The 26,767-nt window shown below is 52.5% G+C and carries 24 protein-coding genes; 12 read left to right on the top strand and 12 right to left on the bottom strand.

All coding sequences use genetic code 11. The features are described 5' to 3' along the window. The first annotated feature begins 70 nt into the window (after window positions 1–70). On the top strand, window positions 71–1,156 hold the full coding sequence (mnmH, locus tag FDX04_RS10720) for a tRNA 2-selenouridine(34) synthase MnmH (protein ID WP_137360438.1): 1,086 nt from the start codon (window positions 71–73) through the stop codon (window positions 1,154–1,156). Here the strand turns inward: mnmH and FDX04_RS10725 are convergent, their stop codons facing one another. The 6 genes from FDX04_RS10725 to ybbA all read right to left on the bottom strand — a co-directional run bounded on the left by FDX04_RS10725 (window position 1,157) and on the right by ybbA (window position 8,381). Further along, window positions 1,157–1,816: a methionine ABC transporter permease gene (locus FDX04_RS10725; RefSeq protein ID WP_003831085.1), complete on the bottom strand. Its 660-nt coding sequence runs from the start codon at window positions 1,814–1,816 to the stop codon at window positions 1,157–1,159. It lies immediately after the preceding gene. Further along, on the bottom strand, window positions 1,809–2,825 hold the full coding sequence (gene sfbB, locus FDX04_RS10730) for a virulence-associated ABC transporter ATP-binding protein SfbB (protein WP_079225152.1): 1,017 nt from the start codon (window positions 2,823–2,825) through the stop codon (window positions 1,809–1,811). Before sfbB ends, FDX04_RS10725 begins: the two co-directional genes overlap by 8 nt. Before the next feature lie 62 nt (window positions 2,826–2,887). Beyond that, complete coding sequence (locus tag FDX04_RS10735; protein WP_038638419.1) at window positions 2,888–3,718, bottom strand: MetQ/NlpA family ABC transporter substrate-binding protein; 831 nt, start codon at window positions 3,716–3,718, stop codon at window positions 2,888–2,890. Window positions 3,719–3,963: 245 nt separating this feature from the next. Then, entirely contained in the window at window positions 3,964–5,097 is a 1,134-nt protein-coding gene (locus FDX04_RS10740) for a porin (RefSeq protein WP_042310002.1), read from the bottom strand. Window positions 5,098–5,283: 186 nt separating this feature from the next. After that, window positions 5,284–7,698 carry a putative ABC transporter permease subunit YbbP gene (gene ybbP / locus FDX04_RS10745; protein WP_137370910.1) on the bottom strand — a complete coding sequence of 805 codons (2,415 nt, stop codon included), beginning with the start codon at window positions 7,696–7,698 and terminating at the stop codon, window positions 5,284–5,286. Continuing rightward, entirely contained in the window at window positions 7,695–8,381 is a 687-nt protein-coding gene (gene ybbA, locus FDX04_RS10750; RefSeq protein WP_137370911.1) for a putative ABC transporter ATP-binding protein YbbA, read from the bottom strand. Before ybbA ends, ybbP begins: the two co-directional genes overlap by 4 nt. On the opposite strand from ybbA, the gene tesA reads away from it, so the two are divergent. From tesA to FDX04_RS10765, 3 genes are read left to right on the top strand one after another with little or no spacing between them, the layout of a single operon-like run. Continuing rightward, window positions 8,349–8,975, top strand: coding sequence for a multifunctional acyl-CoA thioesterase I/protease I/lysophospholipase L1 (gene tesA / locus FDX04_RS10755; RefSeq protein ID WP_003021850.1), 627 nt, complete (start codon window positions 8,349–8,351; stop codon window positions 8,973–8,975). The two genes, ybbA and tesA, sit on opposite strands and share 33 nt — an antisense overlap. Window positions 8,976–9,003: 28 nt before the next feature. Then, the gene (locus tag FDX04_RS10760) at window positions 9,004–9,774 is read left to right on the top strand and encodes an SDR family oxidoreductase (RefSeq protein WP_042310009.1); all 771 of its coding nucleotides are present in this window, start codon (window positions 9,004–9,006) and stop codon (window positions 9,772–9,774) included. 58 nt (window positions 9,775–9,832) lie between these two features. Then, a complete protein-coding gene (locus FDX04_RS10765) occupies window positions 9,833–10,687 on the top strand; it encodes a co-chaperone YbbN (protein WP_042310010.1) in 855 nt (284 codons plus the stop codon). A 78-nt stretch (window positions 10,688–10,765) separates the two neighbouring features. On the opposite strand, the gene fetB is transcribed toward FDX04_RS10765, so the two are convergent. Then, window positions 10,766–11,545, bottom strand: a complete 780-nt coding sequence (gene fetB, locus FDX04_RS10770; protein WP_038638405.1) for an iron export ABC transporter permease subunit FetB — start codon at window positions 11,543–11,545, stop codon at window positions 10,766–10,768. Beyond that, window positions 11,532–12,209, bottom strand: a complete 678-nt coding sequence (fetA, locus tag FDX04_RS10775; RefSeq protein WP_137370912.1) for an iron ABC transporter ATP-binding protein FetA — start codon at window positions 12,207–12,209, stop codon at window positions 11,532–11,534. Before fetA ends, fetB begins: the two co-directional genes overlap by 14 nt. 257 nt (window positions 12,210–12,466) lie before the next feature. Here fetA and FDX04_RS10780 point away from each other — a divergent pair, with 257 nt between their 5' ends. From FDX04_RS10780 to FDX04_RS10795, 4 genes are read left to right on the top strand one after another with little or no spacing between them, the layout of a single operon-like run. After that, window positions 12,467–13,384, top strand: coding sequence for an SPFH domain-containing protein (locus FDX04_RS10780; protein WP_003831073.1), 918 nt, complete (start codon window positions 12,467–12,469; stop codon window positions 13,382–13,384). Beyond that, complete coding sequence (locus tag FDX04_RS10785; RefSeq protein WP_137370913.1) at window positions 13,381–13,839, top strand: NfeD family protein; 459 nt, start codon at window positions 13,381–13,383, stop codon at window positions 13,837–13,839. Before FDX04_RS10780 ends, FDX04_RS10785 begins: the two co-directional genes overlap by 4 nt. Window positions 13,840–13,859: 20 nt before the next feature. Beyond that, window positions 13,860–16,004: a hypothetical protein gene (locus tag FDX04_RS10790; RefSeq protein ID WP_137370914.1), complete on the top strand. Its 2,145-nt coding sequence runs from the start codon at window positions 13,860–13,862 to the stop codon at window positions 16,002–16,004. Next, window positions 15,974–16,690 carry a DUF3142 domain-containing protein gene (locus tag FDX04_RS10795; protein ID WP_137370915.1) on the top strand — a complete coding sequence of 239 codons (717 nt, stop codon included), beginning with the start codon at window positions 15,974–15,976 and terminating at the stop codon, window positions 16,688–16,690. The genes FDX04_RS10790 and FDX04_RS10795 overlap by 31 nt, the downstream gene beginning before the upstream one ends. Here FDX04_RS10795 and cueR read toward each other — a convergent pair. Both cueR and FDX04_RS10805 read right to left on the bottom strand, forming a co-directional pair. Then, the gene (gene cueR / locus FDX04_RS10800; protein ID WP_006685661.1) at window positions 16,687–17,097 is read right to left on the bottom strand and encodes a Cu(I)-responsive transcriptional regulator; all 411 of its coding nucleotides are present in this window, start codon (window positions 17,095–17,097) and stop codon (window positions 16,687–16,689) included. The two genes, FDX04_RS10795 and cueR, sit on opposite strands and share 4 nt — an antisense overlap. 171 nt (window positions 17,098–17,268) lie before the next feature. Then, entirely contained in the window at window positions 17,269–17,925 is a 657-nt protein-coding gene (locus tag FDX04_RS10805; protein ID WP_042310019.1) for a FadR/GntR family transcriptional regulator, read from the bottom strand. 144 nt (window positions 17,926–18,069) lie between these two features. Here FDX04_RS10805 and FDX04_RS10810 point away from each other — a divergent pair, with 144 nt between their 5' ends. Then, a complete protein-coding gene (locus tag FDX04_RS10810; protein ID WP_137360432.1) occupies window positions 18,070–19,383 on the top strand; it encodes an anaerobic C4-dicarboxylate transporter family protein in 1,314 nt (437 codons plus the stop codon). Window positions 19,384–19,472: 89 nt separating this feature from the next. On the opposite strand, the gene FDX04_RS10815 is transcribed toward FDX04_RS10810, so the two are convergent. Together FDX04_RS10815 and argH are read right to left on the bottom strand one after the other, a co-directional pair. Continuing rightward, window positions 19,473–20,789 (bottom strand): anaerobic C4-dicarboxylate transporter family protein, encoded by a 1,317-nt coding sequence (locus tag FDX04_RS10815; RefSeq protein WP_137360431.1) that lies wholly within the window; start codon window positions 20,787–20,789, stop codon window positions 19,473–19,475. A gap of 64 nt (window positions 20,790–20,853) precedes the next feature. After that, complete coding sequence (argH, locus tag FDX04_RS10820) at window positions 20,854–22,230, bottom strand: argininosuccinate lyase (RefSeq protein WP_042310024.1); 1,377 nt, start codon at window positions 22,228–22,230, stop codon at window positions 20,854–20,856. Between the two features lie 429 nt (window positions 22,231–22,659). Here argH and copA point away from each other — a divergent pair, with 429 nt between their 5' ends. From copA to ybaK, 3 genes are all read left to right on the top strand, one after another. Next, window positions 22,660–25,161, top strand: a complete 2,502-nt coding sequence (copA, locus tag FDX04_RS10825; RefSeq protein ID WP_137370916.1) for a copper-exporting P-type ATPase CopA — start codon at window positions 22,660–22,662, stop codon at window positions 25,159–25,161. A gap of 100 nt (window positions 25,162–25,261) precedes the next feature. Then, on the top strand, window positions 25,262–26,056 hold the full coding sequence (locus FDX04_RS10830; RefSeq protein ID WP_137360429.1) for a TraB/GumN family protein: 795 nt from the start codon (window positions 25,262–25,264) through the stop codon (window positions 26,054–26,056). A gap of 201 nt (window positions 26,057–26,257) precedes the next feature. Next, on the top strand, window positions 26,258–26,737 hold the full coding sequence (gene ybaK / locus FDX04_RS10835) for a Cys-tRNA(Pro)/Cys-tRNA(Cys) deacylase YbaK (RefSeq protein ID WP_042310028.1): 480 nt from the start codon (window positions 26,258–26,260) through the stop codon (window positions 26,735–26,737). Window positions 26,738–26,767 lie beyond the last annotated feature (30 nt).

The following is a 26,767-nucleotide window of genomic DNA, read 5'->3' on the forward strand; positions in this document are numbered from 1 at the left end:
ATCCTTCCCCGGCCCCTCTTCTGGCGCGTAAAATCCCCTCCATTGCTGTTTTGTATTCTCAGGATCAAATATGAACGATGGAACGGACTATCGCGCGATTCTGCTCGCCGGTACGCCTATTATCGATGTACGCGCCCCCGTCGAATTTCAACAAGGCGCGATGCCGGGCGCAGTCAATCTCCCCTTAATGAACGATGACGAACGCGCCGCCGTCGGTACCTGTTATAAACGTCAGGGGCCTGAGGCTGCCCTGGAATTGGGCCATCAACTGGTCTCGGGTGAAACCCGCCAACAGCGCATGTACGCCTGGCAGGATGCCTGTCGTCAACACCCAAAAGGATATTTATGCTGCGCGCGCGGCGGTCAGCGTTCGCATATTGTGCAGCAGTGGCTGCACGAGTCCGGCATTGACTATCCGCTGATACAGGGCGGTTATAAGGCTCTGCGCCAGGCGGTCATACGGATAACGGAAGAATTGGTGCAAAAACCGATCGTCTTAATTGGCGGCTGTACCGGGAACGGTAAAACGCAATTGGTACAACAGCAGCCGAACGGTGTGGATCTCGAAGGACTGGCGCACCATCGTGGTTCCTCGTTTGGACGTACCGTGGAACCGCAGCTGAGCCAGGCGAGTTTTGAAAACCTGCTGGCGGTCGAAATGCTCAAAACGGACAGCCGACAGGATTTGCGCCAGTGGGTGCTGGAAGATGAAGGCCGGATGATCGGTGCTAACCATCTGCCCGAATGCCTGCGCGAGCGCATGACCGAGGCATCCATTGCGGTAGTGGACGATCCTTTTGAGCTGCGTCTGGAGCGCCTGCGCGAGGAATATTTCGTGCGCATGCACCACGATTTTACCCACGCTTATGGTGAGAGCCAGGGCTGGCAGGAATACAGTGAGTATCTGCACCACGGCCTGTTCGCTATTCGCCGTCGTCTGGGGTTACAGCGTTTTGCCGAGCTGACCGCCCTGCTTGACGTGGCTCTGCGCGAACAGCAGTCGACGGGCTGTACCGACGCTCACATGGGCTGGCTGGTGCCGTTACTCAACGAGTATTATGACCCGATGTATCGCTATCAACTGGAAAAGAAAGCCGCGAAAATCGTCTTTCGCGGCACATGGCAGGACGTGGCCGGATGGCTTAACGCGCAGTGATCAGTGTCTGTCGCGCTTATCCGCGCGTTTTGCCAGCCAGTCGCCCAGCACCTGGACAACCTGCACCAGAATAATCAGCGCGACAACGGTGACGATCATGACCTGGGTTTCATAGCGGTAATAACCAAAGCGAATCGCCAGGTCACCTACCCCGCCGCCGCCGACAATCCCGGCCATCGCCGAGTAACCGATCAGGCTCACCAGCGTGATCGTCAGCCCACGCAGCAGTCCCGCGCTCGCCTCAGGTAACAGAACGGTGCAAATGATGCGCATCGGGCTGGCACCAAAAGCTTCCGCCGCCTCAATAATGCCTTTATCCACTTCACGTAGCGCGCTATCCACCAGCCGGGCATAAAAAGCAATCGCCGCCACCGACAGCGGGACCGATGCCGCAATCGGCCCGATGGTGTTCCCGAGCAAAAACTGGGTGAGCGGTAGCAGCAGCACCAGCAGGATCACAAACGGTACCGAGCGGATAATATTCACCAGCACGGAGCTGAGCAGATACACAAAACGGTTCTGCCAGAATAAATGCCGGTCGGTGACGAAAATAAGAAAACCGAGCGGCAAACCGCCAATAATCGCCAGCACCGTTGAGATGCTCAACATCTGGAAGGTTTCATTAAACGCCAGCGTCAAATCAGGCAATAAATCATCCACGAATCACCTCCACTTGAGCAGTACGTTGACGAATATGTTCCACGGCGACATCCACCGCAGAAGGGTTATGCGGCGCGGTCAGTTGCACCACCAGAATCCCCAGCGCGCGTTCGCCGATATATTCAATTTTGCCGTGCAGAATGTTCACCGCCACGCCAAATTTAACGGCAACTTCTGACAGCACAGGCTGTTCCGCCGAATCGCCGATAAAAAGAATTTTTAGCAACTGGCCGGGAAGATGCTGGCGCAGACGTTCAGGTAACGTCAGATTGAGGGTATGCGACACCAGTTGCTGGGTGAAGGCATGCTGCGGGTGAGCAAAAACGTCAAACACCTCACCGGACTCCACCACCTTACCGCCTGACATCACCGCCACGCGATCGCAAATCGATTTGATCACGTTCATCTCGTGAGTGATCAGCACGATCGTGATCCCCAACTGTTGGTTGATCTGCTTAAGCAACGCCAGAATCGTGGCCGAGGTTTCGAGATCTAACGCGGAAGTGGGTTCATCACACAGTAACACATCCGGGTGATTGGCAATCGCACGGGCAATGCCCACGCGCTGCTTCTGACCACCGCTGAGCTGAACCGGAAAACGGTTCGCCTTATCAGACAGTCCGACCAGCGCCAGAATCTCCGTGACGCGTGGAGCAATCTTGCTGCGTTCCCATCCGGCAGCCTTCAGGCTAAAGGCAACGTTTTGCGCCACGGTGCGAGTATGCATCAGATTAAAGTGCTGAAAAATCATGCCAATGCGCTGACGCGCTTTACGTAACTGCGTTCCTTCCAGCGCAGAAATTTCTACGCCGTTTACCTTCACGCTTCCCTGGCTCGGACGCGTTAAAGCGTTCAAGGTGCGTAGTAGCGTACTTTTCCCCGCGCCGCTGGTTCCGACAATACCAAATATCTCGCCCGCGCCAATGTGCAAGCTGACATCATCAACCGCCCGGGTTGAGGGTCCACGGCCTGCGGTAAAATCCACGCAAACCTTTTCTATCTCAATCATATCCACCTCAGAAATGCGAAAAGGGCAGTCGCCGCTGCCCTGTTAATCCTTGCATGCAGCGATTATTGGGCTGCCGACATCCATTCCGGTTTCTGGAAGGCGCTGTAGATGTTTTGCGGATCGTCGATCACCGCGCGATACGCCGGCGACTTCACCGCTTCAACAATATCTTTCGCGAACGGTTTATCCGCATCTTCACTGCGTACCGCAATGATATTTTTCAGGTTTTCGTCCAGATGCTCTTGCTTGATGGCGCTGGAAAGATCCAGTTTTGCCGCCACGGCAAAGTTACCGTTGACCAGCGCGCCGGTCACACCGTCCAAAGTGCGCGGTAGTTGTGCCGCTTCCAGGGGTTTAAACACCAGCCCTTTCGGGTTGCTGGCGATATCACGCTCGGAGGCTTTCGTGGGATCGATATTGTCTTTGATGGTGATAAGACCAATGGATTGCAGGAAACGCAGACCGCGGGCCAGGTTGGTCGGATCGTTGGACAGCGTGATCACATCCCCTTTTTTTAACTCATCCAGGCTTTTGATTTTGTGCGAGTAAAACCCCATCCCAGCCGTCGGGACCACAATCAGCTTGCTCAGCTTTAGCCCTTTATCGGCGGTGAATTTGTCAAAATAGAGCGAGTGCTGGAACAGGTTGGCATCAATGCTGCCGTTGGAAAGCGCCATATTCGGCTGCACGTAGTCGCTGAATTCGCGCACCACCACCTTGTAACCTTTCTCTTTCAGCGTAGGGGCAATGGCCTGTTTCACCATATCGCCGTACGGCCCAGGCGCGACGCCAAACACGATGGTATGCGGGTCACTGTTCGCATGAGCAAATTGTAAGCCGCAGGCCAGTAACAGCGCCCCGGTCGCGACGCGTAAACTCTGACGCAATCCCATATTTTCTCCATTTTAACGTTGTGGTGTCATGTCTCACGCCGTTCAGGCGGCGTTGTTCTCATTGGCCTGATAGCAGGCAGATTTCTAACATGACACAGATCACAACCCGCTGTCCTTGAAATTATTTCATGATGTTGCGAAGTATGTCGTTGAATGTGCAAGGAAGGTGCTTATGCGTTTTTCGGCAAGGGAGAGTAAAAAACCGGATAACGCCCTGGTTACCCGGCTTTGGAAGGAAAATTGACTTAGAAGTCGTAACGCAAACGCACCAGGTTCATATCGCCCAGGTTGTCGGTGCTGGAGGTAAAGACGTGTTCGTAATCCACACGGAAACCGTAATCCAGCTGGAAGCTGATACCCACACCGTTGTCGGTACGCAGATAGTTACGACCATTCACGTACTCGATACGATCGCCCATAAAGTAAGGCTGAACAGATTTCAGCGCATACTGACCAACCGGGAAGGTGTAACCTGCGAAGTATTCCAGACCCCATGCATCACCGGCAAAGTAGTCGTTAACCGAAACTTTTTTGGTGGTCATGAAGTTTTGATACCAGCCGCCGCCCATTGAGAAGGTCCAGTTGTCCGGTTTCCAGCTCAGTGCGGTACCGACGATGTTTTGATCGTAGGTTTTGTTGCCGTCGCCGCGCATTTCCGCACGGGTATAGTTCCACGCGGTGCCCCAGGTCAGGTCATCGGTGATGTGATAATCCACACCCAACGAGCCGCCGCCTTTACGCTTGTAGCGCAGGCCGTTGTTCGGGTTGTAATCATCGCTGAACAAATAAGATGCATAGAGATCAACATCACCCACCGTTTTCTTATACTTCAGCGATTTACGTGTACGATAGGAACCGTCATAGTCGCCATTGATACCGTTACCTGGCGCCTGACCGATCATATCGTAGTCCCAGATATCCGTTTTCGCCCCGACCACGTCATAGTAAATGCTGTTCTGTTGACCGAAGGTCAGCGTACCCCAGGTCGCGCTCTTCAGACCGGTGTACAGCATACGACGCGTGGTGTCGTTGGCGCCGTCAGCGTAGTGATTATCCCAGTTGAACATGGCCGGGAAGTTAACGCCCAGCTCGTAGTAGCTCACCCAACTGATGTCATCAAACAGATAGTAGTCTGCGGCGAAGCGGAAACGGGTCCCGCCGTCGAAACCATTACGTTTGTAGCCATTCTTACCATCGTCACCGGCCATATTCTGGAACTGCGGACGAATACTACCGCCGACGGTGAAGTTAAGACGGCTTAGCGGATCGCCCGCCTGCGGATCTTGTTTCAGGACCGTGATTTCCGCCTGGGAAGCGAAAGTCGTTAATGCCACTGCTGCGCCGATCGATACCGCCAGCGCCGTTTTTTTTATAGTCATTATTTGTACCTTGATAGATAGCCTGCCAATTATTCAGCATACAAATATTAACGTTTATTAATACACTCGTGTTGTCGGGTTTTTATTGTTCTGTGCTGTTAAATATCAAGGAGTTATCAATTTGTGCTACATAGATAAAAAAACGCACCGATTTAAAAACCGGTGCGTAATCATCACTGACAGGAATTAACTACTGAACTGACGGAACAGCGCTTTACCTTTTAGCAGACGTGAACCGAGCCATCCGCCGCATAGAGAGAGGAGCAATGCCCCACAAAGCGGCAACACAACCCACAGCCGCCAGTCTGGCTCCCACGGGAAATCAAATACGCGGGTTTGCAATACCGCCAGCGCGGTTTCCGCACCGATGGCCGCCACCAGCCCGGCGACCATCCCGAGCATGGCGAACTCGCACCACAGCGTAGTACGCAGCAATTTCTTGCCTGCTCCCAGCGTGCGCCAGACCACCAGTTCCTGATGACGTTGACGCATCCCCACCTGAACCTGTGCCAACAGCAACAACATGCCACAGGCGGTAACCAGCACCACCATCACCTCCAGCGCCCTACTTACCTGCTCCAGCACCTGGCCCACCTGTTTGAGGATGGCGCCTATATCCAGCAGGCTGATGGTCGGGAATTCGCGGTTAAGCTGCGTCAACATGCCGTTGCCGTTCTCCCAACGAAAGCTGGTTAACCAGCTCTGGGGCTGATCGTCCAGTGCCCCGGAAGGGAAAATAAAGAAGAAGTTAGGCCGCAGGCTTTCCCAGTCCACTTTACGCAGGCTGCTGACCGTGGCGCTGAAATCCTGGGTATCGCCCATAAAGGTCACCCGATCGCCGAGCTTCACGTTTAACCGCTTCGCCAACCCTTCTTCCATCGATACTTCACCCGCTTTTGGCGGCCAGCTTCCGGCAGTTATCGGGTTATGATCTGGTCGGGTATCCTGCCAGGTCAGATTAAGCTCACGGTTAAGCGCCTCATCCTGATTGCCTTCGGTCGGCTTATCGTTAATGGCTGTCAGACGCGCCCGTACAATCGGATAGAACGATTCCGGGATCACCTGATGTTCCGACAAGAATGACTTCAGCGGTACAACCTGCTCACTGGCAATGTTGATCAAGAAATAATTGGGACTTTCTGGCGGCATTTGCTGCTGCCAACGGTCAAGCAGATCGCCACGCAGCACCAGCAGCAACGCCAGCAGCATAAAGGAAAGTGAAAATGCCGACAGCTGGCTGAGCGTTGACCACGGCTGGCGCAACAGTCGACTGACCGCCAAACGCAACGGCAGCGAGGTGAGCGTCAGACCACGCAGCACATTGAGCAGCATCCAGCCGAGCACGCCGCACACCAGCGCCAGTACCACCGCCCCGGCCAGCACGGCCCATAACAGCAGGCTTCCCCCCATCAGTCCAGCGAGCAGGACGACCACAACGACCAATACTACCGGCAAATAAAACTTCAGCGGCCAGACGTTTGCCACCACGTCACGGCGTAACACACGTAGCGGCTGCGTCGCCAGCAGTAGCCGATAAGGACGCAACCCGACCAACAGCGAAATTACCGTCATGGTGCCTAAGGCCCACAGCCACGGCCAGGGGCTGGCGGGCGGCAGCTCGCCGGGCAGGACCGGCTTGAGTAACACCACCAGTGCGTGCTCAAACAACAGCCCAAAAAGCCCACCGGTAACACCAGACAGCGCCAGCACCATCATCCATTGACCAACAATCAGCCTACGCAGTTGCGCTCTGCCCGCGCCGAGGGTTTTCAGTATAGCCACCAGATCGTAACGGCTGCGGCAATAATGGCTCATCGCCACAGCAACCGCGGCGACCGCCAGCAGCAGCGTTAACAGCGCCGACAACAGCAGGAACTGTTGCGAACGCTCCAGAGATTTCCCCAGCGCGCCTTCATCCTGCTCCAGCCCGTACCAGCGCTGTTCAGGCTTTAGCTGCGGCAACAGCCATTTTTCGTACGCGTCCAGTTGCTGCGGCGTTCCGCCAAATTTATAGCGCCAGGTCACGCGGCTTCCCGGCTGGACCGCCGCCGTTTTTTCGACATCCGCCATGCTCATCATCAGGCGCGGTGCTATCTGGAACGGATTAAAACCGGAGTCCGGCTCCTGCACCACTTCTCCAGCGATGCGCAGCGTGGCATCACCGACGTCAATAGAATCACCGATTTTTAGATTGAGCAGCGCCATCAGGCGCGGGGCCAGCAACACCATGCCCGGCTGTGGTTTCAACCCCGGTGGATTAGTTTGTAACGTGCCGTACATCGGATACACGTCATCTACCGCTTTGACGTTCGCCAGTTGCGGCGTGTCATGGGCAAAAGTCATGGTCGCAAAAGTCAGTTGCTCGCCGACTTTCAAACCCCGCTGCCGCGCCTCGTCAATCCATGCTTTCGGCACGGTGCGTGAACTTTGCAGCGCACGATCTCCCGCCATAAACTCGCGGCTTTGCTGGCTCAACCCTTTTTCCATACGGTCGCTGATATTCCCCAGCGCCAGAACGCAGGCCACCGCCAGGCTCAGCGCCAGCCAGACAATCAGTAGTGAAGGCGAGCGCCATTCGCGCCAGAACCAGCGTGCAATCATGCCTCCTCCTGCAACTGTCCATTCACCAGACGTAAGCGCCTGTCGCAACGCGCCGCCAACTGCGGGTCATGCGTCACCAGAATCAGGGTGGTGCCGTGTTCCCGGTTCAGAGAAAACAACAGGTCGGCTATTTTGTCTCCGGTCTGGCGATCGAGGTTGCCTGTCGGCTCATCGGCAAACAGCACATCCGGACGCCCGTTAAATGCCCGCGCCAGCGCCACGCGCTGCTGTTCCCCGCCGGAAAGCTGGGCCGGAAGATGATCCAGACGTTTTCCCAGCCCAAGTTGCTCGAGCAACGTTTTTGCCCCGTCGCGGCTTTTTCCGCTGTTTTCACCACGCAACAGCGCGGGCAGTTCGACGTTTTCCAGTGCGTTCAGGGTCGGGATTAACATGAATGACTGGAAAACGAATCCCACATGTTTTGCCCGCAGCTGCGCCCGGGCTTCTTCATCCATGGTATGTAGCGCCAGCCCCACCAGACTCACTTCACCGCTGGAACCATCGTCCAGCCCGGCGAGGATCGCCAGCAACGTGGATTTTCCCGATCCCGACTCGCCAATCAGCGCAATGGTCTCGGCGCGTTTGACAACCAGTTCAACTCCGGTAAGGATGGATAGCTCATGATCACCCTGACCGACGGATTTCTTAAGATGATGAACTTCAACAATGTTTTCCGCTGGCATTGGCCTTTCCTGTTCCTGGTCCTGTTAACTTTCCGCGCCGCCGCTGCGGACACGTTATTAATTCTGGGTGACAGCCTGAGCGCCGGATACCGTATGTCCGCCAGCGCCGCGTGGCCTGCGCTACTTAATGATAAATGGCAAACCAAAACGCCAGTGGTGAATGCCAGCATTAGCGGCGACACCTCGCAGCAGGGCCTGGCCCGTCTGCCTGCATTACTCAAGCAGCACCAGCCGCGTTGGGTACTGGTCGAACTTGGCGGCAACGATGGCCTGCGGGGCTTTGCGCCTGCGCAAACCGAACAAACCCTGCGCACGATTTTGCAGGACGTGAAAGCGGCAAATGCCGAACCGCTATTAATGCAAATTCGTCTGCCGGCAAACTACGGTCGCCGTTATAATGAAACCTTTAGCGCGATTTATCCAAAGCTCGCCAAGGAGTTTGATATCCCTCTGCTGCCCTTTTTTATGGAAGAGGTGTATCTGAAACCCCAGTGGATGCAGGATGATGGTATTCATCCTAATCGTGACGCCCAGCCGTTTATTGCCGACTGGATGGCGCAACATCTCACTCCTCTAGTTAATCACGACTCGTAATTCAACGGAGATCCCGACAGGTAAAGTTATGCAAAAATCGGTCTTAATAACAGGATGTTCCAGCGGAATCGGCCTGGAAAGCGCGCTTGAGCTAAAGCGCCAGGGTTTTCAAATTCTGGCTGGCTGCCGCAAACCTGACGATGTCGCGCGTATGAACAGCATGGGATTCACCGGCGTATTGCTGGATCTGGATTCACCCGAAAGCGTGGATCGCGCCGCCGATGAGGTGATCGCCCTGACCGATAATCGTTTATATGGGATCTTTAACAACGCCGGATACGGCGTCTACGGCCCACTGCCCACGATTAGCCGTGAGCAGATGGAGCAGCAGTTTTCCGCCAACTTCTTTGGCGCACATCAGCTTACCATGCGCCTGTTGCCCGCCATGCAACCTCACGGCGAAGGGCGCATCGTGATGACCTCCTCGGTAATGGGATTGATCTCCACACCGGGACGTGGTGCCTATGCCGCCAGTAAATATGCGCTGGAAGCCTGGTCCGACGCGCTGCGTATGGAGCTGCGTCACAGTGGGATTAAGGTCAGCCTGATTGAACCAGGCCCCATCCGCACCCGCTTTACCGAAAACGTTAACCAGACGCAGAGCGATGCCCCCGTCGAAAACCCCGGCATTGCCGCGCGGTTTACGCTGGAACCACAAGCGGTTGTCGCCAAAGTGCGTCACGCATTTGAGAGCGACAAACCGAAGCTACGTTATCCGGTTACGCTGGTGACCTGGGCAGTTATGCTGCTTAAACGCCTGCTGCCAGGCCGCATAATGGACAAAATTTTACAGGGTTGAGTTGAAGCTCGCGCGTCAGCCCCCATGTAACAAGAAATCGACAAAAGAGAGTAACTCCATGTCCACACAGAATATTGTTAATATTAATGAATCGAACCTGCAGCAGACCCTTGAACAGTCGATGACCACGCCGGTCCTGTTCTATTTTTGGTCTGAGCGCAGCCAGCATTGTCTGCAATTAACGCCGGTGCTGGAGAGCCTTGCCGCCCAGTATAATGGTCAGTTTATTCTCGCTAAACTCGACTGCGACGCCGAACAGATGATCGCCTCCCAGTTTGGTCTGCGCGCGATCCCTACGGTTTATCTGTTCCAGAACGGTCAGCCGGTAGATGGTTTCCAGGGTCCGCAGCCGGAAGAGGTTATTCGTGCGCTGCTGGAGAAAGTGCTGCCGAGCGAAGAAGAGCTGAAAGCACGCCAGGCTATCGAGTTTATCGAAGCCGGTAATCACGCGGATGCGTTGCCGCTGCTGAAAGAAGCCTGGCAACTCTCCAACCAGAGCAGCGAAATCGGCCTGCTGCTGGCGGAAACGCAAATCGCCCTCAATCGTTCTGACGATGCCGAAGCGGTGCTGAAAACAATTCCATTGCAGGATCAGGATACCCGTTATCAGGGGCTGGTCGCACAGATTGAACTGCTGAAGCAGGCGGCGGATACGCCGGAAATCCAACAGTTGCAGCAACAGGTTGCCAGCAACCCGCAGGATGCCGCGCTGGCCACGCAATTAGCCATCCAACTCCATCAGGTCGGACGTAACGAAGAATCGCTGGAATTGCTGTTCAGCCACCTGAAGAAAGATCTTACGGCTGCCGACGGTCAGGCGCGTAAGACCTTCCAGGAGATCCTTGCCGCACTGGGAACCGGCGATGCGCTGGCTTCGAAATACCGCCGCCAGCTGTACGCGCTGCTGTACTAATCCGTTTGATTTGGCCCGATGGTGCTTGCGCTTATCGGGCCTGGAAATTCAACAAATACCGCTCCCTCCGGCATCACATCACGTCTTCTTCAAATGCGTTACGACTAATTGGTGGCGTGAATTATAGAACTTCCGATAGGTCAGGTAGCAGGCAATAATGGTTGACAGGCTGGCGGTCGAAAGCAGCATAAACGTCACCATAATCTGATACTTAATCGCTTTTACCGGGTCAATACCGGCAAAAATCAACCCAGACATCATCCCCGGTAAACTCACCAATCCCACGGTCTTGGCAGAATCGATCGTCGGGATCAGCGAGGCGCGAATGCTGTCGCGAATCAGCGGCGCGGAGGCCACCTTCGGCGTCGCGCCGAGGCTGAGCTTTTCCTGGATTTGCTGCTGTTCACTGTTAAATCGCTGCCCCAGATTGTTGTAACACAGCCCCACCGCCACCATCGCATTACCTGCAATCATCCCGGAAATTGGAATAACCTGCATCGGCGTGAACTCAATAGAGCCGGACAACACCAGTACCGACAGCGTCAACCCCGCCCCAACCGTAATGGCAATAAACGACGAGAGAAAAGCGTTATCAATATATTTACTGCGTTTTTGCGCGTTATAGGCGGCGTTAAAACAGATAAACAGCACCATCAATAAGGTCAGAATGCTGTGATTGACGCCGAAAATATATTTCAGTACATAGCCGACGATAATAAGCTGAACCACAGCCCGGCAAACGCTCCAGAGAATATCTTTTTCCAGCGCCAGTTTTTCTTTGTTACTGATCAGTATGGCGACCACCACCAGCATCATCGCTAACGCCAGTGATTCATTGGTAATATTATGCTCGTTCATTGCTGACTTCCTGCATTTCTCCGGCGTGCGGTTGAAGAGTGATGACATTATCCGCGTGATTAATCTCATCTTTATCGTGCGTCACCCACAGCACGGCAATATTCTTGTCGCGAACATAGTGGTGAATTAATTCATTCACGTTACGTTTGTTGGACTCATCCAGTGCGCTGGTGATTTCATCAAGCAGCAGGATTTTGGGCAGAAACTGTAAATTACGAATTAACGAGACGCGCTGCTTTTCGCCGCCGGACAGTTCATTGATCCCTTTTTTGAGAATACTTTCGGGCAACTCAAAACGGGCCAGGTCTTCCAGAAACACATCCGGTTCCGGGCGTTTATCGCGGATTTGCCAGGGAAAAATGAGGTTGTCGTAGACGGTGTCACCAAACAAAGCGGGCGTTTGCGCGCAATAAGAGACCTGCTGGCGATAAGCTTCAGGCTTAAGCGTTGATATCTCCTTACCCTCAAAAAGGATTTCACCGGAACTCGGACTAATTAACGACGCCACAATTTTCAGTAACGTACTTTTACCGCAGCCGGACTGACCGGTAATCAGCTTAAATTCTCCGGCATCGAGATTAAAACAGATGTTATTGAGAACCTGCGTCGCCCCCGCCTGCCAGGCGACATTTTTCAACTGAAGCAAAATGCTGCTTTCTTCCATTATCGATCCTTTTTTACCTCTTTCGTGCAGACAGTCTATACCCAAAATAATTCGAGTTGCATGAAGGCGGCAAGTGAATAAATCTCCAGTCACATAGCTAGCTATGTGACTGGAGTGAACGAACGTAGCTAACGCACATGCAGCTTGAAGTATGAAGGGTATATTCCTGTAATTTATTATAGGGGAGCCACCTTGATTAATCGGGTATAATTTGCCTAATGAGGCAGTAAAGGACAGCACAACAGGAGGTTTCATCAATGCTCATTTTTATTCCTATTCTTATTTTTGTCGCGCTGGTCATCGTCGGCGCAGGCGTCAAAATCGTCCCACAGGGATACCAGTGGACGGTGGAGCGTTTCGGGCGTTACACCAAAACTCTGCAACCTGGGTTAAGCCTTGTTGTGCCGTTCATGGATCGTATTGGTCGTAAGATCAACATGATGGAACAAGTGCTTGATATCCCCTCTCAGGAAGTCATCTCCAAAGATAACGCCAACGTCTCGATTGATGCTGTGTGCTTTATTCAGGTGATCGACGCGCCGAAAGCAGCATATGAAGTCAGTAACCTCGAACTGGCAATCATCAACCTGACCATGACCAACATTCGTACCGTTCTCGGTTCAATGGAGCTTGATGAAATGCTCTCCCAGCGTGACAACATCAACACGCGCCTGCTGCATATTGTTGATGAGGCCACCAATCCCTGGGGCATCAAAATCACCCGTATTGAGATTCGTGACGTGCGTCCACCGGCGGAACTGATTGACGCCATGAACGCGCAAATGAAAGCCGAACGTACCAAGCGCGCCTACATCCTGGAAGCCGAAGGCATCCGCCAGGCGGAAATCGTCAAGGCCGAGGGTGAGAAGCAGTCGAAAATCCTGATAGCGGAAGGTGAACGTCAGTCCGCGTTTTTACAGGCTGAAGCGCGTGAACGTTCCGCAGAAGCAGAAGCCCGCGCAACGCAGATGGTTTCTGAAGCCATTGCCGCCGGGGATATCCAGGCCGTGAACTACTTCGTGGCGCAGAAATACACCGAAGCCTTGCAGCATATCGGTTCGTCGAATAACAGCAAAGTAGTGATGATGCCGCTGGATGCCAGCAGCCTGATGGGTTCCATAGCCGGGATCGCCGAACTGGTTAAGGACAGTGCCAGCGAGCGGAAAAAATCATGATAGCGATGATTCTGGTCCATCCGCACATCTTCTGGCTCAGCCTCGGCGGTCTGTTGCTCGCCGCCGAGATGCTGGGCGGTAACGGTTATTTGCTATGGAGCGGCGTGGCAGCGGTGATAACCGGACTGGTGGTTTGGCTCCTCCCGCTCGACTGGGCGTGGCAGGGAGCGATGTTCGCTGTACTCACGCTACTGGCGGCCTGGCTGTGGTGGAAGTGGCTGGCAAAACGCGTGAAAGAGCAGAAACCAGCCGACAGCCATCTTAACCAGCGCGGTCAGCAGTTGGTTGGCCGTCGATATATTCTGGAAAGCGCCCTGGTCAATGGTCGCGGACATATGCGCGTCGGCGACAGTTCGTGGCCCGTCAGCGCCCGCGACGATTTGAGCGCGGGAACGCAGGTTGAAGTCATTGCCGTTGAGGGAATTACCCTGATTATCAAAGCGGTACCACACTAAAATAGACAGGAATTCAGACTATGATCAGGAAGACGTCTCTCGCCGTTGCCCTTTATTCTTTGCTGGCTGGCGCGCCTCAGGCTTTCGCCTCCTTCGATATGGAAGACTGCAAATGGAGCGACGACAGCTGCCTGCTGAAAGGTACGCCGACCTTTAACCCGGCAAACGACAGCCGCGACAACCTGCTGCGGCTGCTGAGCCAGGAAAAAGCATTTGATCTGCCCGTGCAGTCGATGCCTGAAGATATCACCCGCTCCCGCGATTTCTATTTTGCATATCACCCGCAGTGGGATGAAACAGCCCCGCAGCCAGCCTCTGCCCCGGCATCCGCTGAAGATAGCCCCCTCTCCCGACAGATGGCCGAGCTGAACATTAATGCGGATGAAGCCAACCTCAACGACGCCGAGCATGAGAACCGTTATGTTTCGAATAATACCGCCAGCGTCAGCCAGTTTTTTGCTGCACTGCTGGCCGATACCGCGTTAACAGCAGAGCAACGCCAGGCCTTAGCGCAAGCGCGTATGGGGCTGTTCTCTGACGCGACCCGAGAACAGATTGAGTCATCTCTCGCCACTCTCCCAACGGATTCGCCAGCTCAACAGTACAAAAGTTACCTCGCGGCAGCCGCCAGCTTCTATGCGGGTGATTATGCCAGCGCCGAACGGGATTTCACTCAGCTCGCTAAAAGCGATCGCCCGTGGCTGGCGGAGACCGCGCAATACATGCTGATGCGTACGGCGCTGAACAAGAGCAGTCAGAACAGCGTGGGCGAATATGGCGATTTTGATATCGCTAAAATTAACCGCGAGGACGCCTCTCAGGCTCAGATTCTGGCGCAAGCCTATCTGCAACGCTTTCCGCAGGGGCAATACGCCGCCTCCACGCGCGGCATGTTGCGCCGAATTAACTGGTATTTACAGGCGTGGCCGCAGCTGGCCGGGTTGTATGAGCAGACGCTCCAGCAGTCGGCTGACGCACAGCAACTGCGTGAAACCGTCATCGAATACGATAATGTCTACGGCATGGCGTTCTACGATCAATCCGTGCTGGAAGCCTTCCCCGATGCGCCGCGAGTCAGCTACATCGAACTGCTACGCGCGTTACGTCTGGATAGCAATAACAACCCCACGCTGACCCAGGCGCAACTCGATGCCAGCAAGCCGGTGTTTGAGCAAAGCCAAAAAATGCCACTGTGGCACGATCTGCAACTGAATTTGTGGATGGCGACAGGCAACTATGCGGCGATTATCCAGGCGGTAACGCCAGCGCATAAACTTGCACCGCGCGATACGCTGGCTTTCAGCGAACAGGTGCTGTACGGCGAAGCGCTGATGGGCCAGAAGAATTGGACCGCGGCACGCGATTTCTGGCAGCAGTTGCTGAAACTCAGCCAGGACAACGAACAGCGGCAGTATGTGCAGGCTAAGCTCGCCGCAACGCTGGTTTATAGCGGTGACGTGGCTGCGGTTTTCGCTCCGGATAGCGCGGTGACTAACCTGCGTTTTCGTTCGCAGGTGCTGAAAACACAGGCCACACTTGAACAACTGCGTCAGCAGGCCATCCATGGACCGAATAACGAAGAACGTACCATCGCCCTGCATACGCTGCTGGTACGGGATCTTACCGAGAATCGTTTTGGCGACTGGTTGAAAGATAAAAAGCTTGTCAGCGAAATCGCACCGCCGGTCATTGGCGAGGCGTTTAATGACGTGAACCTGAGCACTTTTGACTGGAACGGCGATACGGCTCAGGCCGGATATACCTGCCGCAGCCTCAATGAAACGGTAACGGTATTGAGTAAAAAAGCGGATGATGCCCACGCGCTGAACTGTTTAGGCGAATTTTTCCGTACCACGCAAACGCATGTTGATCTGTGGAAAAACAGCGCTGGCAACGACGTGCTTGAAGCAGCCATTTCTCGTAAGGAGCCGTTTGGCCAGTTCGACAGACAAAGCTACTATCAGCAGGTAATCACCTCGTCCACCGCCGAAGTCGAAGATAAGAGCTTCGCGCTGTACCGCGCCATCATGTGCTATGCGCCTTCAGGCTCTAACGAATGCGGCGGTGAGGACGTGGATAAAGTGCAGCGTAAGGGCTGGTTCACCCAACTGAAAACGCAGTATCCGGGAAGTCCGTGGGCGCAAAAACTCAAATATTACTGGTAACCGCGCTACTGATGGGCCAGGCACAGGCGGCGGATGTTGTTGCCGCTCGTGAACATCCGGCTTTCTGGCTGTGGTCTGGAGTAAAGGCCAGTGACGAGCTGAAAAACGCGCAAACGGTCTATCTGCATCAGGGCGAGGTGCTGGTTCGGTCGGGTAACGTGGTTTTCCAGCGCTTGGGACTGCCGGTCAGTCGACTGACTTTTCCCTCAATCTGGCTGACCGTACGCTTTACCACGCTCGACGTACCGGAGGTGATTCCTGCCCGTATCATACGGCTGATGCAACGCTGGCAGAACGCTGGTAACCACGTCGTCGGCCTGCAGGTTGATTTTGACGCGGCGACCCACCAGCTAACCGATTACGCCCGTTTTCTACAGCAGCTACGCCAACAGCTACCGGCCGAGTTTGCGCTTGGCGTGACCGGACTACTGGATTGGGCAAAAACAGGCGATGTCGCCACACTGAACACGCTGGCGGTTGATGAACTGGTGGTGCAGAGCTATCAGGGGCGGCGCACGGTAACGAATTACCAGGCGTATCTGCCCGCACTCAGCCGCCTGCGTATTCCATTTAAGCTGGGACTGGTGCAAAACGGCAGCCGGGATCTGCAGGCAGAAGCGCAGCTGGAGAAATCCCCGTGGTACCGCGGCACGGTGGTGTTTATGCTTAATCCCTCTCGCCGTTAAGCCTTCGCTTTGTGATGACAGCAGCCAGAAAGATTATCCATGATCGGGCATTCGGCGCTGTCATCGCCGGGGCAACTCTCCGCCAGCGCCAGCAAATGCAACCGCATGGCCTGCAGCTCGCTGATATGCCGCTCAATGTCCGCTACTTTCTCTAATGTGCGTTTTTTTACGTCCGCGCTGTGACGCGCCGGATCGTTAAACAGATTTACCAGCTCACCGCACTCTTCCAGATTAAAACCAACCTGCCGCGCCTGGCGCAGCAGCGTCAGTTCATTCAGATGCTGTTGGTTGTATGTACGATAGCCATTTTCGCTACGCAGCGGCGGCGTCACTAGCCCTTTTTCTTCATAAAAGCGTATCGCTTTGCTGGTTAAACCGGTTTTTTTCGCTACATCGCTAATATTCACATTTCCCCCATCAGATCATTGAAGAGCCGAATCTCATTATAACGCACATCCTTCTCTCTTATAGATCCGAAACGATCCAGATCCACCACGCAGCAGGAAAGCCACTGGAGAACGGGGCGATAAATAAAGAAATACTCAAACCCGCTCCCCGGTTTTAGCAACATCAATATCTTATATTTTCTTCTCGAGCAGATGGGTGCGCATCAGTTCTGAAGCCATTTGAGCATCACCTTTTCTAATGTATGACAGGATTTCCCTTTGTTTTGTCGCGGTATCCAGGAAATATTGGCGATCATTTGCCGGTAACGACTCTCTTGTTTTCTCAAAATAAGTAATTAACACATCAGAGAAAACCTGCAGAACACGGTTGCCGCTTGCCTGCAGCAGGAGCAGATGAAAATCCCGATCGTGTTGATCGGCTTCTTGCGGATTGTCTGCGTTTTCTTCTATAAGCCTCAGTTCATTTTCGAGTTTCGAGAGCATGGCCGGAAAGATTCGCCGGGTTGCCAGGGGAATGATCGCACATTCAATCAGGATCCTGGCCTCTGTAAATTCCGTAATGTCAAAACCAGACAGATCGAACTGCATCAGCAGTTGGTTGTTAATGCTGCTTTGTCCCATATTTTTCAACACGCTGCCTCGGCGAGGGGCGCGTTCAAGCATCCCCATCTGTACCAGAGTGCTGAGCGCCTGACGGACTTTATAGCGAGATGTATTAAAACGAGCCGCGAGTTCAGTTTCTGTTTCAATACGTCCGTCGGCTTTACGGTTAGCATCATCAAGTAGATAATCTTTAATACTTTCAAACAGTTCGTTTTTTTTATCCATAACGTTCTCTGATTACAGTATGGCTGCATTCATAAGTATAAATAATATAATAAATTAGGTTACTTTATATACCATCGTGATAAAATTATAACCCATCATTATTAGAATAATATTAAAATATTTGTTAACAAAAAGGAATTAATTATGGTGTTATTCGTAATTGAGTTTGCGATAGTTCTTACATGTATTGGTATAGGGGGGCGCTTTGGGGGAATTGGCTTAGGCGCCGCAGGCGGATTAGGGCTCGCTATTCTGACCTTTGGCTTTGGCCTCCCTCCTGACTCTCCCCCTATTACGGTCATTTCTATTATTCTTGCAGTTATCACTTGTATCACTATCCTTCAGGCGGCAGGTGGTCTGGATCTCTTCGTTACGATGGCTGAAAGAATTCTGAGAAAGTGGCCTGGAGCAATCACTTTTCTGGGGCCAGCAGTCGCTTATCTTTTTACAGCTATATGCGGAACAGGATATGTTGCCTTTTCCGTTTACCCGGTGATTGCAGAAATAGCAGCAGATGCCAGAGTACGGCCGGAACGAGCAATGTCGATGTCAGTTATTGCCGCCAATTTTGGGCTCATTGCCAGCCCGGTGAGTGCCGTCGTAACAGGAACAATTGCCGTCCTTGCCGGGTTACATATTTCTGCTTTAGATATTTTATTAGTGACCGTTCCCGGAACGTTTCTTGGCTGCCTGGTTGGCTGTCTTTTTGTCTTTAAAAGAGGCCATGAGCTTGAAAATGATCCAGAATTTCAACGCCGGGTTGCTGAAGGTGAATTTGAGTCAGTAAAAGCTGAAGATCGTACAGCAAACATCGTGACCAAAGAAGCGAAGAGAGGATTGCTGATTTTTCTTACCGGCATCATTTTGGTTGTTGTTATGGGATCTATTCCTCAATTACGACCAGTATGGAACACTGGTTCCGGCATAGAGCGCATGAGCATCCCAACCGCGCTGCAAATAATCATGCTAACAACGGCGTGTATTATTATGATGGTGTGTCGAATTTCTCCTTCGAAACTTGATTCAGGTTCCGTTTTTAAAGCGGGCCTGGTCGGTGTCGTTGCCATATTTGGTCTGTCATGGATGATGAACTCTTTCTTTGAAGCCTGGCACGAATTATTTAATACGGCTTTTCATGGTTTTCACAACCCCGTGCTATTCGGCATAATTGTGTTTGGTCTTTCCGCCGTGATTTATAGCCCTGCAGCAACTGCGGTGGCGTTATTACCTGCTGGCGTATTAATGGGATACCCGGCTGAAACGCTGATAGCATTACTTCCGGTCACGTGTGGATCGTTTATTATTCCAGGTGGGGCACAGATTGGATGCGTGGCGTTTGACAGGACCGGAACAACCCGTATTGGTAAGTATGTGGTAAATCACAGTTATATGTTACCAGGTCTGGTCACCGTTGTGGCGTCGACCCTTTTCTGTTTCCTCTTTGCCAAAATCATATAGTGCCGAAAGACATCCCCTGCTGCATAAAACAGAGGGGATGCCGCTCATTTAGGTCAAAGCACAATCACTGTATCTCTCTTCACCTGCAACTAAAGAACAACCTGCGCAATCAGGTAGGCAAAAATTACCTGTGAGATAACCATGACGAAACCAGGACGAATATAGCTATGGTTAACCACAAAGCGTCCAATTTTGGTTGTGCCCGTTCTGTCAAACGCCACGCAACCAATCTGATTCGCCCCAGGGATAATAAAATCACCGCAGGTACAGGCAAATATAGCGATGAGATACGGAGCAGGAATACCCAGTGTGACGCCTAAGGGCATGATTGCCGCTACCGTCGCAGCCGGACTCATGATGACCAGGGAGAACAGGAATACCACAATACCAAACAGCATTGGCGCCCCATTCACGAGACCACCAAAAACGTTGATCAGTTCTGACTGGTAAGCATCAAAAAAAGTTGCTGTCATCCAGGACACACCGAGTATTGCCACGACCCCCATCAAACCGGCACGGAATACCGAACCACTATTCAGAGTACTGCTGGGAACCCTGCCGACAATCATGATGAATAATGCAGCGGTTAGCATGATCATCTGAATAACCATTGGGGTTGAAAGTCGCTTTCCATCCCAGGAAGGAAGTAGTTCTGTAAAAGATCCCAAAATGAGTACCAGCACGACCCCGATTGCAAAGATGGCCACACCTTTTTTGGCGCCAGGTGACGCAACATATTCCTGTTTCTGCTCGGAATGCATGAACTCATACTCACCAGCTGCAACACGCCGCTGAAATTCAGGATCGTCTTCCAGCTCTTTCCCACGCTTGTAGACTGAAAAGCTGGTGACGATTGCCGCCATAAAAAATGAAGGGAGGGCGATGGATAATATTTGTCCCAGTGTGATCCCAGCATATTCATGCAGGATAGCCAGCATCCCGGCGGTTGCCGCGCTCATTGGGCTGGCAGCAACCGCAACGCTGGCCGCGATGACCGTTGCGGATAATGCTCGTTCGGGACGGACTTTGGCTTCAGCGGCAACCTCTGCGATAACAGGATACAGGGAAAACGCAACATAAGTGGTTCCGCAGAATAACGTAAATACCGACGTTAATATTGGCGCAAAAAACGTAATCGCCTGCGGTTTTTTACGAAGTAACTTTTCAGCTACTCTGACCAGATAATCTAACCCACCGGCAGCCTGCAATATACTAACAGCGCCAATAACACAAATAATAATTAACATTGCCGTAATGGATGGTGAGGAGGGTTTGAGCCCAAAACCCAAAACGAGTATTGCGACCCCTAATCCCCCACCAGCACCAAGCCCCATTCCGCCATACCTTCCGCCAATTCCAATACAGGCGAGTACAATAAATAATTGTATAAAGAATAAAACGTCCATTTTTTTCACCTTAAAGAAGCTCCCGGACATTGCATCCGGGAGATATTGATTATTATATTCAGAATTATTTTAAATATTTTCTGGCTATATCAATCTGTTTTCTAACAGCATCCGGTCCGGTTCCACCATAGGACATTCTGGCTTTAATACATGCCTCCAAAGAAATATTCTCATAGATGTCATTTTCAATTTTATTATCAAATGAGCGGAACTCATCCATAGAAAGTTCTTCTAACATTTTTTTGTGTTTAATACAGTAATTAACCGCACTACCTACTACATGGTGCGCCTCTCTGAAAGGAATACCTTTACGCACAAGGTAATCGGCCATATCAGTCGCATTCGAGAACCCTCTGGCCGCCGCGCCACGGGTATTCTCTGCAAGAATGACCATTTTATCGAGCATCGGGGCCATAATTTTCAGACTGGCCTGTAACGTATCCATTGAATCATAGACCTGCTCTTTATCCTCGCTCATATCCGTATTATAAGCGAGCGGTATTCCTTTCATGATAGTCAGCATGGCCATTAGATTTCCGTACATACGCCCCCCCTTTCCGCGCATTTTTTCAGCTACATCGGGGTTTTTCTTTTGCGGCATAATGCTGGAGCCCGTACAGAAATCATCAGAAAGCTCAATAAATTTAAAATCCTGGCTGGAGAATAAAACCAGTTCCTCTGAAAGACGAGTGAGGTGCATAAAGCACATCGCTGCAGCTGCGGTGAATTCAACCATATGATCACGATCGCTGACAGAATCAATACTGTTTTCAGTCGGTTTATCAAAACCAAGCTCTCGGGCAGTGAAGTCACGGTCAATAGGAAAAGTCGTTCCTGCGAGAGCTGCCGCGCCTAAAGGACATTCTCCCATACGGTGATACAGGTCTTCAAATCGAGTCCAGTCACGACGTAACATCCAGTAATAAGCCATAATCCAGTGCGATAAAAGAATGGGCTGACCGGTTTGTAAATGCGTATAGCCCGGCATTATCGCATCAATATTATTTTCTGCTTTATTTACTATAATTTCTTGTAGATTAACAATGTCCTGTTGAATTTCGCGAATAGTGGCTCGCATATGCATTTTAGAATCTACGGTGGTCTGATCATTACGGCTGCGACCGGTATGTAGTTTCCCCCCGACAGGGCCAATGATTTCAGTCATTCTTCTTTCAATAGCCATATGAATATCTTCATCGACAGTATCGAAAATGAATTGACCTGCTTCAATTTCTTTATTTACCTGTGTTAATCCGCCAATAATGGCATTTGCTTCATCTTGCGTAATAATCCCCTGACGCCCCAACATGGTGGCATGAGCAATACTTCCCTTAATATCAAAAGGACATAAACGTTGCTCCAACATAATAGTTGCATTATAGGATTCAACTAATTTATTTGTTGGCATATCAAAACGCCCGCCCCATAACTTTGTAGACATAAAGCCTCCAACTTAATTGTTACAGAATAGTCAAATTGCCAGATAACCGGTTTGAGTTCAGTTTCAGAGTACAAAATCGCGCCTTTAATTGTCAACAAATGAAGCCATTAAATCGACTTATACAAAAATTAATTACATTTATTAAATCATTATGCTTACTAATGCTTTAAGCTAAATAAAGAGACCTTCATCGCATTTAAAAGGCCATCTGAAGAGAAATACATTCAGCATATTTAGAGGTGTCAAAATACAGTCAGCTAACCAGAAGAAAACAGCGACAATTATTTGATAAAAATCAAGAAACATTCATCAGTACGGTGAATGGCTTGAGATCCCATATACAAATGCGGATTCCGGGCTTGACCTTCCCCCAGATGGAAGGTTTACCCTTTATCACAGTCAGTAAATCCTGCAATAAAGGAGTTGGTTATGTCTCAAACAATCGATCTAACCCTGGACGGCCTGTCCTGTGGTCACTGCGTAAAACGCGTTAAAGAGAGTCTGGAACAACGCCCGGACGTTGAACAAGCGGATGTCACCGTGACTGAAGCGCACATCACCGGGAGCGCCAGTGCTGAAGCACTGATTGAAACCATCAAACAAGCCGGTTACGGCGCGGAGTTAAGCCACCCAAAGGCTAAACCGCTGACGGAGTCATCAATCCCGTCGGAAGCACTGGCAGCGGTCCCTTCCGAGCTTCCGGCAGCTACGGCTGATGATGACAGCCAACAGTTGCTGTTAAACGGCATGAGCTGCGCCAGCTGTGTAACCCGCGTACAAAATGCCCTGCAAAGCGTACCGGGCGTCACTCAGGCACGGGTAAACCTGGCGGAACGCACTGCGCTGGTAATGGGCAGTGCGTCCGCCGCAGATTTAGTGCAGGCGGTAGAAAAAGCGGGCTACGGTGCTGAAGCCATAGAAGATGATGCGAAGCGCCGCGAGCGCCAGCAGGAAACCGCCGTCGCGACCATGAAACGTTTTCGCTGGCAGGCAGCCGTCGCGCTGCTGCTGGGTATACCGGTCATGGTGTGGGGAATGATTGGCGATAACATGATGGTGAGTGACGACAACCGTAGCCTGTGGCTGGCGATTGGTCTGGCAACGCTTGCCGTGATGGTTTTCGCGGGCGGTCACTTTTACCGCAATGCGTGGAAAAGCCTGATGAATGGCACCGCGACCATGGATACGCTGGTGGCGCTGGGTACGGGGGTGGCATGGCTCTATTCCATGAGCGTCAACCTCTGGCCGCAATGGTTCCCAATGGAAGCACGACACCTTTATTATGAAGCCAGCGCGATGATTATCGGTTTGATTAACCTCGGACATATGCTGGAAGCGCGGGCTCGCCAACGCTCGTCCAAAGCGCTGGAAAAACTGCTCGATCTGACGCCACCAACCGCACGTGTCGTCACCGATGAAGGTGAAAAAAATGTGCCGCTGGCAGATGTTCAGGCAGGAATGTTGCTGCGCCTGACCACCGGCGACCGCGTTCCGGTCGATGGCGAAATCACTCAGGGCGAAGCCTGGCTGGATGAAGCCATGCTAACCGGGGAGCCGATTCCGCAACAAAAAGGCGAAGGCGATAGTGTCCACGCCGGTACGGTCGTACAGGACGGCAGCGTGCTGTTCCGCGCCAGCGCCGTAGGCAGCCATACCACGCTGTCGCGCATTATTCGTATGGTGCGCCAGGCGCAAAGCAGTAAACCGGAGATTGGCAAACTGGCTGACCGCATCTCCTCGGTATTCGTTCCGGTAGTGGTCGTTATTGCGCTGGTTAGCGCAGCTATCTGGTATTTCTTCGGACCGGCGCCACAAATTGTCTATACGCTGGTGATTGCCACCACTGTTCTGATTATTGCTTGCCCTTGTGCACTGGGCCTGGCGACGCCGATGTCGATTATTTCCGGTGTTGGTCGCGCCGCTGAGTTTGGGGTACTGGTACGCGATGCCGATGCGCTGCAGCGCGCCAGTACGCTCGATACCATTGTGTTTGATAAAACCGGGACGCTGACTGAAGGTAAGCCACAGGTTGTCGCCATCAAAACGTTTGGCAATACCGATGAAGCGCTGGCGATTCGTCTGGCTGCGGCCCTTGAACAGGGTTCCAGCCACCCGCTGGCCAGGGCGATTCTGGACAAAGCCGGTGATGTCACGCTGCCGCAGGTCAACGGGTTCCGTACGCTGCGCGGTTTGGGCGTCAGTGGTGAAACGGAAGGCCATACGCTGTTGCTGGGAAACCAGGCGCTGCTCAATGAACAGCAGGTAGATACCACTCAAATGGAAGCTGAGATTACCGCTCAAGCCTCTCAAGGGACAACTCCAGTCCTGCTGGCGATTGACGGTAAAGCCGCGGCCCTGTTAGCAGTGCGCGATCCATTGCGTAGTGACAGCGTGGCGGCCCTGCAGCGTCTGCATCGCGCCGGGTATCGTCTGGTGATGCTCACCGGTGATAACCCAACGACCGCCAACGCCATTGCTAAAGAGGCTGGTATTGATGAGGTGATTGCGGGCGTTCTGCCGGACGGTAAAGCCGAGGCGATTAAGCGTCTGCAAAGCCAGGGACGTCAGGTTGCCATGGTTGGTGACGGTATCAACGATGCGCCTGCGCTGGCGCAGGCCGATGTAGGGATTGCCATGGGTGGCGGCAGCGATGTGGCGATTGAAACCGCCGCGATTACGCTGATGCGTCATAGCCTGATGGGCGTTGCGGATGCGCTGTCTATCTCACGGGCAACGCTGCGCAATATGAAGCAGAACCTGCTCGGCGCATTTATCTATAACAGCATCGGTATTCCTGTTGCTGCCGGGATCCTGTGGCCGTTCACCGGAACGCTGCTCAACCCGGTGGTTGCCGGCGCGGCGATGGCGCTCTCCTCCATTACCGTGGTAAGCAACGCTAACCGTCTGCTGCGCTTCAAACCGAAAGAGTAAACCTTTGCCGGATGGCGCCATCAACCGCGCTATCCGGCAATTCACGCATTGCACCTTCCCGGGCCACACGCTAGCATGGAAGTCCACTTAGGGAGGTCGTATGGATTTGTTGTACCGGGTAAAAACATTATGGTCTGCACTGCGCGGCAACCACTATACCTGGCCCGCCATTGATATCTCTTTACCCGGCAACCGCCATTTTCATCTGATTGGCAGTATTCACATGGGTAGCCGCGATATGGCGCCTCTGCCTGCCAAATTACTCAAAAAGCTCAACCGTGCCGATGCGCTGATTGTCGAAGCCGATGTTTCCGGCGATGATGCGCCATTTGCTAATCTTCCGACATTTGCTGCCCTGGAAGAACGCATCAGTGAAGAGCAATTAGATAATCTGCGTAAAGTCACCGATGAATTGGGCATTTCCCCTTCTCTGTTATCGACACAACCTTTGTGGCAAATAGCCATGGTATTACAGGCGACACAGGCACAACAGCTGGGATTGCGGGCGGAATACGGGATTGATTACCAACTGCTGAAAGCGGCAAAACAAGCACACAAACCGGTGATCGAGCTGGAAGGTTCATCCAGTCAAATCGAGCTGCTATGTCAGTTACCCGATAATGGTCAGGCTCTTCTGGACGATACCCTGACGCACTGGCATACCAACGCCAGGTTGCTACAACAAATGATGGGCTGGTGGCTTAAAACGCCGCCGCGCGATAGCGAATTGACGCTTCCTAATACTTTCAGCCAGTCGTTATATGACGTATTGATGCATCAGCGCAATGTAGCCTGGCGCGATCGACTCAGGGCGATGCCAGCTGGCCATTATGTGGTGGCCGTAGGCGCACTGCATCTGTACGGAGAAGGTAATTTGCCGGAGATGTTACGGTAAAAAAATGGCCAATATTTCTATTGGCCCGTCAAAGAGGAATTTCATCATTATTATAATCCCGATGCTTAAAGCATCGGTGTAGGTCGATTGTCGCTCAAAGTCATCATCCTGCCAATACTATTGCGCAAGATGGTACTATTTTTTAGACCGCCATCAGGCGTATGCTTGTGTCGTATTTTGTCTGGGCCAGGAAAAATTGCTATGACACCCGCCGTTAAATTACTCGAAAAAAACAAGATTTCTTTCCAGATCCACACCTACGATCACGATCCGTCCGAAACAAACTTTGGTGATGAAGTGGTGCGCAAGTTAGGTCTGAATGCGGACCAGGTTTATAAAACGCTGCTGGTTGCCGTGAATGGCGATATGAAGCAGTTGGCCGTTGCCGTCACGCCGGTGGCGGGTCAATTGGATCTTAAAAAAGTCGCCAAAGCGTTAGGGGCCAAAAAGGTTGATATGGCCGATCCGCTGGTTGCGCAGCGAACGACGGGGTATCTGGTGGGCGGTATCAGCCCGCTGGGACAGAAAAAAAGATTGCCGACGCTAATTGACGCCCCCGCCCAGACGTTTGACACCATTTATGTATCCGGTGGCAAACGCGGGCTGGATATCGAACTGGCAGCCGGCGATCTGGCGAAAATTCTGGATGCGAAGTTCGCCGACATCGCCCGCCGGGATTAAGCGGTTTTAGAATGTAGGCCTGATGGCGCG

The organism is Citrobacter sp. wls615 (assembly GCF_005281355.1).
Classification (GTDB): Bacteria; Pseudomonadota; Gammaproteobacteria; order Enterobacterales; family Enterobacteriaceae; genus Citrobacter; species Citrobacter werkmanii.